Source organism: Aureimonas phyllosphaerae (assembly GCF_047943035.1).
Taxonomy (GTDB): domain Bacteria; phylum Pseudomonadota; class Alphaproteobacteria; order Rhizobiales; family Rhizobiaceae; genus Aureimonas; species Aureimonas phyllosphaerae.
Map to the genome: position 1 here is coordinate 3,630,536 of NZ_CP181348.1, position 12,068 is coordinate 3,642,603.

Genomic DNA, 12,068 nt, shown 5'->3' on the forward strand with positions numbered 1-12,068 from the left:
CTCGCTCTCAGCCAGGTTCCCGCGCTCTCCAACAAGCACGGAGGCATGTCTTGAAGACGCGGTCTCTCATGAACGAAGCCAGCTTCCGTCCGCACGTCGAATCGTCGGCGGCGATCCGTCCCCCGAGCCGGTCGCGGGGATCCGTGCGCGGCGCTTTTGCCGATGCGACGGGCCGCGAGGTTGTCTACGCAAGCACGCTGGAGCGGGATTTCAGCGCGATCGCGCTGACGCATCCCGACGTTGACGCTGTTCAGGAACAGCCGCCGACAGTCGCTTATCGCGACACTGACCGCATTCGATATCACACCTTCGACTTCTTGCTGCGCCTCCGCTGCGGAACGTCGCTTGCAGTTGCCGTTAAGCCGTCGTGGCGCGTCGTATCGTCCGGTCTCGTCCGGACGCTCACGTTGGTTGCTGCACAGCGACCGACATTCGCAGACCGCTTCGAGATCCGCACCGAACGCGACATCTCTCGGGTGGCCGCGAGAAATGCCCGCCTCATCATGCACTCGCGCCGTTTGGCGATTGATGAGGCCATCGCAGAGGTGACGTCGATCGTCGAGTCGCTGCGAGGCGCGTGCGCGATCGGAATAATCTGCGCGAAAATACCGCATCAGGCGCTCGCCTTTTTCGCCGCCATTCGGCTGATCGACGACGGTCGCCTGCGTTGTGCGACCCCCGGACTGATCACCGCGGCGACGCTCGTCGAACGTGTGGAGAACGCCTGATGTCAAAGGCACTCTTCCAACCCACTGCCCTGAAGATCACCAATGAAACTCGACAGTCCAGCCAACGCTACGCGTTCGCGCCCATGTCGCTCGTTGAGATCGACGGGATTCTCTTCGTCCCCGTCGCATCCGACGAGCATGCACATGTCATGACGCGGGCTGATGCTCCCGACTTGGTCGAGAGTTTCACACATGCCCGTCTGGCGGATTACCAGAAGCGCGGACTGCTCATCGAACGCGCCGGAGCACTCTCCACGACGTCCGCCCTTCTGGCGGCAAGCCGTCCATGTGAACGATTGGTTGATCTGCCGAAAGCCCGGGTGGACGCGGTGCTTTTCCGCAAGCAGATCTGCGATGCAATCCTCCGGGCACTCGAACACGGCGAAACATCGCTCTCGGACAGAGCCCTGTCGAAGACCATTTCCGACGCGTGGCTGCAGTACGCAGAAGACGCAAGGCGCCGGACGTCGCCCGATGGTCGCTGCGGAAAGTCTACGACGATTCCGAACCCGCCGTCGCCCACAACGGTGCGTCGCTGGATGAAGATCCTGAAGGCAGCGGCTTACGATCCCATGGCTTTGTGCCCAAGCTACGGGCGTAGCGGGAATCGACTGTCGCGCTTCGAACCAGAGGAACAGGTCCTTCTGCACCGCTTCGCCTCCCGCTACGCGAGTTTGCGCAAGCCGACCAAGGTCAGCATCTGGCGTGAGATGAAGGCAATCGTCGATCGGCTAAACCGCATGCGCGGTCACGCCGGTTTGCGCCCGTTGGTCTGTCCCGGCCGCATGGCGCTCTCACATGCGATCGACCAACTGGACCAGTTCGCCGTTTACGCCGGACGCGAAGGCGCAGATGCAGCCAAACGTCGGTTCGCGATCACCGCTCGCGGCTTGGAGGTGGAGCGGCCGCTCGAACGCGTCGAGGCAGACGAGTGGAAGCTCCCTCTTCAGGTCATCCTGACGAACGCGGGATTGTGGAAGCAGTTGAATCGACTGCAGCGTAAGGCGGTTGAGACGACGCGGCTCTGGCTGTCGACTGTCATCGACGTGCGCACGAAGGTCGTGCTGGCGATGCGACTCAGCCGCACGTGCACGGCAGCGAACGCGGTTTCGACGCTTCGAATGGCGGTATCCGACAAGACCGCGTACGCGCAAGCGGCGGGGTGCAAGTCGCACTGGGATCAGTGCGGCATTTTCGAGACGCTCGGCGTCGACGCCGGGTCGGCATTCAGATCCGGCGAGTATCGTGCCGCCGTATTGGATCTGGGCGCGGAGTATCTCAACCCGCAGGCCGGCATGCCTCGAATGAGGGGCACACAGGAGCGTCTGTACCGGACGCTCCACGGTCAGTTCATCGCCATGTTCGACGGGCGCTCGTTCATGAATGTCGTCGAGAAAGGCGATTACGACAGCGAGGCCAATGCGACCCTCGACCTCGAGCTCATAGCAAAGTTGATAGTGCGTTTCGTGGTCGATATCTACCACAACACGCCTCACCGGGGGCTGAATGGTCAGACGCCGCGCAATGCGTGGATTGATCTCCGTGGACGTTACGGCGTCCGTCCGCCGCCCTCGAAGGCGCAGGCTGCTGCGATCTTCGGCACAGTCGTCGAACGTCGGATCACGAACTCGGGCGTCGCGTTCTGCGGTCTGCACTACCAGTCCCTCCCTCTTCAACGCATTCGCGGTGGGCGGATCCGATATGATGTAAAGATTCGGGTCGATCCTTCCGACCTCGGATGGGTTTGGGCATTCGACGGCTCCGTCTGGCAGCGCATTCCATGCATGCGGCAAGGAATGGTGGGGGTCAGCCTGGAGCAGTGGCTCTTGGCGGCGGCGACTGCGAGACGCCGCTACGCGGATGAAGCTGCAACATCCGAACCGGTGGTCCTAGAAGCGCTGCGTGACGTCCGGGCGGCCGCGGAGGGCGCAAGACGGCGAGCGGGTATCGCCTCGCCTGTCCTGTCGGATGCAGACTACCGCCGTATCGAGAAGCACTTTTTCAGTGGTTTCGACAGAGCTGACGCAGACGCGATCGACATTCTGGCCGAACGCTCACTCCCCGTAGACACGAAAATGATCGATCACGACCCGGCTCCGCCGGAGCGGCTCGCAGTGTTGCCCCCCAACTCGGTCGACGTCCGTGCTGCCGACTCTTCGGAACATGCAAAAGACGATGACTTAATAGCCGCGAGCTTTGTCCTGGAGCGTGATGTCGAACCGGACGAAGAGCCCGACGAGGATGACTTCGAAACCAAATTCACCTTGGAGGACTGAGCATGGCGATTGAAACATCTAGTAAAGAACCGATCAACGCCATCGAGCGGCTGCGTGCCCACCGCAATGCTGACGATGTCGCGAAGAGCAAGCGCGTCCAGCACGTTCTGAATGCGTATCTCCCTTTGCCCCGTGACGAGGAACTTCAGGATCGGCTTAACGACCTTATCGAGCACTGCGCGATGGCCTTGGAACAGGTGTCTGAGGGACGCGCCCGTGGCCGTCTCTTGGAGGGGCGCGCACTCTGCCTGATCGGTCAATCCGGAACCGGAAAGACCACTGTCTTGCACAAAGCTCTCGCCCGCGTGAAGGCGTTCGAGGGCTATCAAGACCCGACTAGTGACAGCCTGCTGATCTCGATCGTTGCCCCCTCCCCTGGTGTATCGAAGCAGGTCGCGATGCAGCTCTTGCGAGCTCTTGGGTACACGACCGAACGGGTTTTGCAGGAAAACGTCGCATGGGATCTGGTTCGTCGCCAGATCGCGTTGCGCGGCGTACGCTTCGTACACATCGATGAGCTACAGCACATCCATCAGGTCCCGAACCCAATCGAAATACAGAAAGTCCGGGATACGCTGAAGGCGCTCATGCAGAACAGCGTGTGGCCGGTCTCGCTGATCCTGTCGGGAACGCCTGAGATCGCGCCGTTCTTGCAGGCGGATACGCAGATCCGACGCCGGTGCACCATCGTAAAGTTCGACAGCCTCAGCATGCCCCGCGACATCGCCATCGTGCGCACGATCGTCGCGCAATTCTGCCAACGCGGGGGCCTCGACCACGACGGCTTGATACGCGATCTACGTAGCAAAGAGGATAAAGCCACCGACGAATTCGTCCGACGGCTCGCGCACGCATCGATCGATGAAATCGGCATAGTCATCGAGATGGTCCAGGATGCGATCACGATCGCAATCCGGGCCGGAGACGACAAATTAACGGGCGGACATTTTGCGTCGGCGTATCAGCGTCGGACCGGTTGCGACGCTATGCGCAACGTTTTCTTGGCCTTCGAATGGGAAACGATTGACGTGCGCAGCGCGCTGTATCCTGAAAACGCTTTGAAGGAAGAGGATCGAAGCCGCCGCCGCACTGTCAAGAACGGGGGCACGTATTGATGCTGCTCCACCGCTCGTTTGTCCCGCACCTGCATGAAGACGAGACGCTTGCCAGTGCCGTCTCGCGCACGTCCGCCCGCCTCGGCCGCACCGCTCGCGAATTCTGCGCGGATTACGGAGGCCTCTTCCAGGGCATAGTGGAGGGTAGACTTGATGAACTCAGACTATTCGAGAGGACAATTGGACGCCCATTTCCGGGGGTGATCGTCGAGGGTGCTGGCCGGACCTTCGCGATAGCGAACCAGCACATTCCGCGTCACCTCTTGAGCCGCGGCCGCCTGCGGGTGTGCGCTTGCTGCATTGAGGACGATGTGAAAAACGGCAGCGGACCGGTCGAAGCTAGACCGTATGGTCGAGCTATTTGGCTAATCGACGCGATCCGCACTTGTCATGTGCACGGCATCGCCCTCGTCGTGATCGATGAAGATCCCGCGCCGTCCATGTTGCACGATTTCGCGCAACTCGTGGCGCCATTCGCCGACGGCCTCAGCCACGGCACATTTGCGACTAAGGGTAGACAGTCATCCCGGCTGGAAAATCACCTGATCAATCTGTTTCAGGGCAGGACCGGCGGGACGGGCTGGCTCGCAACCTACCCGCCCTATGCGGTGGTTAGCCTGTGCGAGATCTTCGGCGCGGTAGTTTCTCATGGCTCGTCGGCTGCTCCCGCGTCGTTGACGGCCGATGAACTGTACGCTGCAGGCCAACTCGGGTTCGAAATTTTGGACGCGGGACCATCCTCGATTGAAGCCGCTTTGAAGAGCCTCGTTTCTGTTCACGGGGCGAAGAAAGGCGAGCTCGGCGGACGGCTTGTGTTTGGCCGTCTTTACGAATGGCTCGCGCATGAGACCGATGACGCAGTCTACGAGCCGCTTCGCGTCATCATGAGGAACGTGGCGGTAAACGCGTTGCCTCTCGGACCAGGCGAAACCTTCCTTGGGAAAGCCGTTGAGGAGAGGAAGGTACATTCCATCCACACGCTGCATCTGTCGACCGGTGAACACCCGAAACGTCTGCGTAAGCTCCTCGTGGCCGCTGAAGTTGTCGGGCCCGAAACCTCAGTTCTGTCGGACGATCGGGTCGTTTTCCCCGCCGTTGTTGCCGATAGCCTGAGTGGTAAAATGCTGGGGACGATGACCCTGGCCGGCGCAGCCCGATACCTCGGTGTTCCCCGGCCAAACGACCGTGCTCTACTCACCTCTGGTGTGATCGATCCGTTAGTCTCAACGTCGCATCGCGGTCCCCTCAAGCACGTGTACTCGGTTGCGGATCTCGAACGTCTGGTGGAGCGACTCCAAGCCGATGCATCACTAATCGATGCGTCCGAGACGCACCTCGTGCCGATCCTGGCTGCCGCGAAGAAAGCGAACTGTTCCGTGATGGAGGTTGTTCAACTGCTGCTCGATAGGCGTCTTCGCGCGGTTCGTATCACGCCGAAGCTGAAGCCTTTCCCTTCCATCATGGTCGATCCCAAGGAAGTCGGTGCGCTTGTCCGGGGACCGGAACACGGCGGTATATCGCTTCGGGAGGTGATGCGCCGGATGGGAACGAACGATTCGGTCGTGAAAGCTCTGGTGGATTCGGGAAGTCTTCCGTCCAGACGGGCGATCAACCCGACGAACAGATGTCCTCAAACGGTGGTTTCCGAGACCGATCTTCACGACTTCATGTCTCGTTACGTCTCGCTGATGAAGCTCGCCGACGAAACCGGTGTCCATTTCCGTCGCCTTAATTCCGAGATCACCCGGAGAGGCGCCACTCCGGCATTCGATCCGGAAAAGATCGGCGCTCGGTTTTTCGAGCGGTCGCTTATCATGCCCATGATCGACGACTTGTCAGTGGATCTCTGATCCCCTTGCCTTTCGCCAACAGAGAACCCCGGCGTCGACCGGGGTTTTTTATTGCCTTGGCTGCAAGAGTAGCAGGTGCGCTACCTTTAAGACTGCAATGTGAGCCACACGAATGGCTTCATATCATCTACGGACGCGCCAACTCCCCTAAAATATCATTCCTTACCAATAACTTATACTACGGGTGCGCCATCCTTTGCCACGTCTTTCACAAAGGATGCACTCGGGCGCCTATAGTTCGCACTCGTTGCCGCCATTCGACTGCCTCACCTGATCGAGGCAGTGGGACCACCTGAAAAGCAGACCGGCCGCTTCTCTCGGAAGCGGCCGGAACCAGTAAGAGGAACATATCGTGAAACTTCAGCCGGTCGGCCGCTTTGCACGATCTGACGACCGTTTTGCCGCACTCTGAAGAGCCGTGGTCGAATGACGAGCCAGACCTAATGAGCCGAAGACACAATCCAACCTGAGGGTCGCGCCGTTCGGAGGCAATCACCATATCCGGAACTGGCTTCGCGGTCGGGGAGACACCATGAACATCCGTGCCAACATCGACGACAGACTCGCGATCGATCCGGTCGAGGCCGCCCTGATGGATCTCGCCCGCGCGATACAGTTGACCCCCACGATGCACCGAGAGGCCACCGACCGCTATGTAGCGCTCGCGGACTATGTCGATCGCCCGGGCAGCCCGCTCGAAGACAGGGTAACGGAGGTGTATCCGTCGGGAAGCTTCGCCATCCACGCCGCCACGCGATCGGACGTGAAGCGCGAGCAGCACGACGTCGATGCGGTCCTCGAGCTGCTGGTCGAGTTGAATGCCGATCCCGAGGTCGTCCTCGATGATCTTTACGAAGCCATCATCGGCGATCCGGGGAGCCGATACCGTCAACTCAAGGTCGAGCGCAACAGCCGCTGCATCACCATCCATTATGCGGACGGCGTCACGGTGGATCTGATGCCCGTGGTCCGGCTCCCGAACACCCCCGACCGGGTCGCCAATCTGTTCCACCACAATGCCGACAAAGGCGAGAAGTACCCGAAGGAGGTCAATCCGAAGGGATTCGCCCTGCATTTCAACGAGGCCGTCGAAGTCAGCGAGGAGTTCGCGAAGCGGTTCGACACGCGTCGCTTCCTGGTGGAGGGGGCGACCTATGCAGAGCGGCTCGTCCGGGATCTGAACGCCAGCGAGCAGGTGTTGGCCGAGAAGGCTGAAACCCAGCCGATGCCCGACTATCTGCCTCTCGACCAGAAATCTCCCCGTGTCGTGGCTCTGCAGATCCTGAAGCGGCTCCGCGACAAGCGATATCGTATGCGTGACGATCACCACGGACGGAGGAAGCCGCCTTCGGTCGTTCTGGCCGCCCTCGCTCTCGATGCGGTGTCGACCGCGCCTACCTTGACCGACGAGGTCATCGCTGTCGCGACCGCCATTCGAAACGCGATCATCGATGCGGAACGTGCGGGGCGTACGCTCGAGGTCCGCAATCCTGCCCACCATCCGGACGTCTTCACGGATCGATGGCCGGAAGATCGAAGCGATCAGCAGCTCTGGGCCGCCGATCTTCGCGACCTCGTCGCGGGGCTGGAAAACCTGCGGGCCAGAGGCTTCGATCCCGTATCGGTGACGCGAACGTTCGATGATCTCTTCGGAGCCGAGGTCGCTACCCTCGTGCTCGAAGAGCATTTCAAGGTTCAGAACCGGGCGATTCTCGACGGGACGTCGCGCATGACGCAGGACGGAAGATTGAGTTCGCCGGCGGTACCCGCCCCTCCGCCCCCTCTCGGCCGACCCGCCATCATCGGCGGGGCCGCGGCAGGTGCCGGCCTCATCACGCCGGCCCGAGCCAATACCGGTATGGGAGGTCCGATCCCCCATGATGACGATTGACCGTCAGATCGACGACATGGCCGCCCGGTTGCCGGAATGGACGGTGAGCCGCATCGATGAACGGACGGCATCGTGGACAGGCGAACTCCGACCCTACAACACCACCTACAGTGTCCGCCTGGAGCTTAACGTCCCTCCGGTGATAGAATACAGGAGCCTGGTCTACCTGCAGCCGCTCGTTGAGGTGGTGGCGCCGCGCCTTCGCCGCCTACCGGGCAACCCCGAAGGATCCTTGCCGCACGTCTACTGGTCCCACCCGCGCACGTCGCGTCCTGGACCGTTCCTATGCGTGTTCGACCCGGATGCACGCGAGTGGACCCTCAGCGACCCGTTGTCGACGACGACCGTTCCCTACACCCTACATTGGCTGCAGTCATATGAGGGATGGCTCGCGACAGGACGTTGGCTAGGCCTCGGACGTCATCCAGGACAGGAGCGCACCGGTGAACCAGACTACAAGCGAGAGCGAGGACCTGGCACCGATCCCTCGAGGCATTCGCTCGACAGGGGTTCGTCGCTCGCGACGCCCTCAGCAACCTTGGCCGTCTGACGAGTTCCGCATTCTGTCCATCGACGGGGGCGGCATCCGCGGGATCCTTCCGGCGACGATCCTCGAACTCTGTGAACGGCATTTTTTGGGCGGCAGTTCGGCAGGACGTTGCTTCGACATGATCGCGGGCACGTCGACCGGCGGCATCATCGCCTTGGGGCTAGGGCGGGGCAAGACTGCAGCCGAGATCCTGAAGCTCTACACGGATCATGGAAACGAGATCTTCCCGCCGGAGCCCGAGGCGGAGGGGATCGCTCGAATCTCGCAAAAGTGGCTGAGGATCAGTCGGAACGTCCATCGTGTCCGGTACAGTCCACATGCTCTTACGGCGCAATTGGAAAAGACGTTCGGCAGCGATGTGTACGGAGAAAGCGAGAGCCGGCTCGTCATCCCGACCTTCGACGCTCATACGAAGGTCAATGTCCTGAAGACGCCGCATCACCCCGACTTCCAGGTCGACTGGCAAAAGCGGATGGTCGACGTAGCCTTGGCCACGTCCGCAGCGCCGACGTATCTGCCTCCTCACAGGATCGGGACGCAGGTCTTCGCGGACGGCGGCGTCTGGGCGAACAATCCGGTGATGCTGGGCCTCGTGGACGCCCTGACGTGTTACGACCTCGACAGGCACAAGATCCGCATCCTGTCTCTCGGTTGCGGCTCAGGAGAACTGAGGTTCACTGAGCAGCAGATGGTACGCGGCGGCCAGTGGGATTGGCGCGACCTCGTCAGTACGGCGATGGATCTGAGCAGCCAGAATGCCGATGGTCAGGCTAGGCTGCTCGTCGGGGCGGATCGCTTCTGCCGACTGGATCTCCCGGATCAGGTTCATCCCATACCTCTGGACGACTTCAAGGCGGCCGTCAGTCTACTTCCGCCGGAGGGAGAGCGCCTTTTCCAGGAAAACCGGCAGCAGCTCGCCGCCTTCTTCGATGGCCCCAGACCCGCGTATGCCGCCCACTACGGTCCTCGCGCAGCCGCACCTTGACGGCATGGACCACCGAGATTTGCAGGCAAGATCAACAAGGGCTTGTCACTAAGCGCGACATCGCGAGACCTCCGCACTGGTGAGGAAGCGGGTCCGCATCGCATGCGATCCGCGTAGCTACCAGCCGATGCGGGACAAGCAGTTTGTTTCCATCGCTGTCACCAGAGCCGAGACGGGTTGGACGCCCTCTCCGTATCGGCTTCCTCCTCGGCTCTGACGTCCTCCGCCAAAACGACGTCTTCCCGGGTCGAAACTTCGTAGAGCGCCGTAATCATGGCCGGCAGCTGGGACAGTTCGGAACACGGGTCGATCAAGGTTCTCAAGTAGGCCGCTCGTGCCAGGCCGAGCGATTGGGCCGCCCCGGACAGCGACAAGGTCGCGTCGTAGAATCCGCCCAGCGCTTCGTCCGCGCTGCGCTGTCTTTTCAGGAGACGACCTGCAGCCGCGGACAGCTCCTGGCGATCGAAGATCCACGGTTTCACCCTGACCAGGCGCAAGGCGGCCTCCTTGATGGTCCGCTCCCCTTGCTGGATGCTGCAGTACAGGAAGCCTGCCGACCGCGTCGTTCCATCCTGCAGGATCGCGATCTACCGATCCGGATGGGAAAGTTCTCCGATCCTCCTGAAAGCGCTCCTGCGCTTCGTGGTAGCGATGCAAAAACCCTGTCCGTCGGTCATGGGTTTGAACAGCAGGACGCCGAGTTGACTGTCCACCAGGTATTCTGTCGCCGCCGCGATCTGGGTGAATTCGGATGCTTCGATACCTTGCGCGATTCCATCCGGAAGCTGTCGCAAGACGATCGCGTGGTCCTCCTGCGCGACGTCGACGCTGGCCTGCGCCTCGGCCAGCGCATCGGCCGACGCGAAAGGCGCCGAAACGGAGTGAGATCGCCGAGATGTTCCGGGAATTCTGCACCCGGCTCCTCGCGGCACCCCACCCGAACTACATCTATATGCGGATTCCGGAACCGGTGCTGCGCGTGGATCTACGACCGGACGGCAGCCCGGAGCTCTCCTATTGCTATTCGTGGAGGTGCAGGTTCGAGGCACGGCCTTCTGGCGGAGGACCCGTACCCTTCATCTTTCCGCTCCCAGCCTACGACGAGGCCCTCGCCTTCAGGAAGCTATTCAATCGAACGCCGACGAAGACGACCACGCGTCCGGTGCTGGACGTGACCTCGGTCTTCTCACCCTCCTTCGACGAATGGAGTCTGAAGGTTGCGCTCGTGCACATGCTTTCGGCCGAGGAAGGACCGCTTGCTCTCCTCCCGACGCCGACGATCGAAGCGGGCGTCCGGGTCACGCAGTTGCTCGATCTATGGTGCATGGACACGGTTGCGGCTCGTTCATTCCAGCATGGTAGCTTCCTCGGAGACTGCGGCGAACTGCTAGACGGAATCGCGCGTCCGATCTTCGGGCGACCGGTTCGACAGCTCCTGCATCGCTTCTCCGCAGAGATCGTAGATCGGCTCAGACAGCACGATCACAAGTCCGCAGCAGCGGTGCAGGAGGACGACCACGTTTTTGATGCGTCCGGGTGTCTGCCCTCGCCGGGATAGCACTTCCCCGGCGTAGGCGGCTGTTTGGTGCGCCGCTGGATCGCCGACGATGCCATCGTGGCTTCATCTCGACAATGGAGCGACGAAACGTGCCCATAGATATGAAGCCAGGTCGTCTGCGCTCAGCCGCTTCATGTCGTGCGACTTCTCGAACTCGGTGTACCCCATCGCCATGAGCGCGGAGAACACGAGTTCGTCTTCACCGGATACCGTGATCATGTCGTTGTGCGCGTTGCCGGACATCGACCTGCCTTCGGCGAAGAGGATCGCATCGCTGCCCATCATGTCATCGATCCACACGCGGCACGCTCCGCGGCTCGCTCCGTCAACGAACAGCTCTCCCCGCAGATCGGCGTTTGTCCGCATCTCGATATCAATCGTGATGCGGGGTTCGTGTTCGGAGGCCTGCACGGCGTGCGCCTCGAAGAGATTGCGGATCGTCTCGAACCCCTGCCGCAGGAACCGGCGTCTGTCCGCATCAGTCGCAGCGAGCCGAAGCTTGGGCACCGGACTGGGACGGACGGTCGCCTCGTCCGTCCTGGTACCTCCTTGCGAAGAAGATCCGCCAGGACCCGGAAACGATTTCGCCTGCGCGTGCCCTACGGCACCAGGAAATGCCGGACGGATCGACGGCTTGGCGCGGCTGCGATCGAGCCCGGCAAGCAAAGCCGCTCGAGCGGCGTCCTCGGTCACTCCGTTGATCCTGATCTGGACGATCGAGGTAAGAAGGCCGGGCGCATCGACAGCCTCGACGGCGACGGGCAGCAGCTTCTGCTGGAGTCCCTTCGGATCTCTGGAGAAGGCCGAGACCCATTCGGGCTCGGCGAAATCCGATTGGAGATAACGCTCGGTCAGGACCATGATCGTGCGGTCGGCCGTGGATGCGGCCCTCTGCATCTCAACGACGAAGTTGCTGCCGGGACGGAAGTCCCACGCCTGGATGACGACGGTGTACCCCTCCTCCTCCAGCACGTACGCGATCCATTCCGCCCACGCTTGGTCCCTACCGGTATAGCTGATGAAAAAGTCGGTCATCCTGCCCTATTCCATTTGGTACGATGCGCGCACATTCATCCCTCCGAGATCTCTCCTTCATCTGTGTAGCGCGATCGATC

Annotated in this window: 9 protein-coding genes; 7 read left to right on the forward strand and 2 right to left on the reverse strand. The window is 61.4% G+C overall.

Annotated features, from left to right (window positions below; translation table 11 throughout):
- Positions 1-68: 68 nt before the first annotated feature.
- The 6 genes from ACLNGM_RS17420 to ACLNGM_RS17445 all read left to right on the forward strand — a co-directional run bounded on the left by ACLNGM_RS17420 (position 69) and on the right by ACLNGM_RS17445 (position 9,395).
- Positions 69-728 carry a hypothetical protein gene (locus ACLNGM_RS17420; RefSeq protein WP_416355890.1) on the forward strand — a complete coding sequence of 220 codons (660 nt, stop codon included), beginning with the start codon at positions 69-71 and terminating at the stop codon, positions 726-728.
- Positions 728-3,004: a Mu transposase C-terminal domain-containing protein gene (locus ACLNGM_RS17425; RefSeq protein WP_416355891.1), complete on the forward strand. Its 2,277-nt coding sequence runs from the start codon at positions 728-730 to the stop codon at positions 3,002-3,004. The genes ACLNGM_RS17420 and ACLNGM_RS17425 overlap by 1 nt, the downstream gene beginning before the upstream one ends.
- 2 nt (positions 3,005-3,006) lie before the next feature.
- The gene (locus ACLNGM_RS17430; protein ID WP_416355892.1) at positions 3,007-4,119 is read left to right on the forward strand and encodes an ATP-binding protein; all 1,113 of its coding nucleotides are present in this window, start codon (positions 3,007-3,009) and stop codon (positions 4,117-4,119) included.
- A complete protein-coding gene (locus ACLNGM_RS17435) occupies positions 4,119-5,969 on the forward strand; it encodes a TniQ family protein (protein ID WP_416355893.1) in 1,851 nt (616 codons plus the stop codon). The genes ACLNGM_RS17430 and ACLNGM_RS17435 overlap by 1 nt, the downstream gene beginning before the upstream one ends.
- Before the next feature lie 532 nt (positions 5,970-6,501).
- Positions 6,502-7,860 (forward strand): nucleotidyltransferase, encoded by a 1,359-nt coding sequence (locus ACLNGM_RS17440; RefSeq protein ID WP_416355894.1) that lies wholly within the window; start codon positions 6,502-6,504, stop codon positions 7,858-7,860.
- Between the two features lie 443 nt (positions 7,861-8,303).
- Positions 8,304-9,395 carry a CBASS cGAMP-activated phospholipase gene (locus tag ACLNGM_RS17445; RefSeq protein WP_416355895.1) on the forward strand — a complete coding sequence of 364 codons (1,092 nt, stop codon included), beginning with the start codon at positions 8,304-8,306 and terminating at the stop codon, positions 9,393-9,395.
- A gap of 158 nt (positions 9,396-9,553) precedes the next feature.
- Here the strand turns inward: ACLNGM_RS17445 and ACLNGM_RS17450 are convergent, their stop codons facing one another.
- Positions 9,554-9,892, reverse strand: a complete 339-nt coding sequence (locus ACLNGM_RS17450; protein ID WP_416355896.1) for a hypothetical protein — start codon at positions 9,890-9,892, stop codon at positions 9,554-9,556.
- 398 nt (positions 9,893-10,290) lie between these two features.
- On the opposite strand from ACLNGM_RS17450, the gene ACLNGM_RS17455 reads away from it, so the two are divergent.
- Positions 10,291-10,953: a hypothetical protein gene (locus tag ACLNGM_RS17455; protein ID WP_416355897.1), complete on the forward strand. Its 663-nt coding sequence runs from the start codon at positions 10,291-10,293 to the stop codon at positions 10,951-10,953.
- 63 nt (positions 10,954-11,016) lie between these two features.
- On the opposite strand, the gene ACLNGM_RS17460 is transcribed toward ACLNGM_RS17455, so the two are convergent.
- The gene (locus ACLNGM_RS17460) at positions 11,017-11,988 is read right to left on the reverse strand and encodes a toll/interleukin-1 receptor domain-containing protein (protein WP_416355898.1); all 972 of its coding nucleotides are present in this window, start codon (positions 11,986-11,988) and stop codon (positions 11,017-11,019) included.
- Positions 11,989-12,068: the final 80 nt, after the last annotated feature.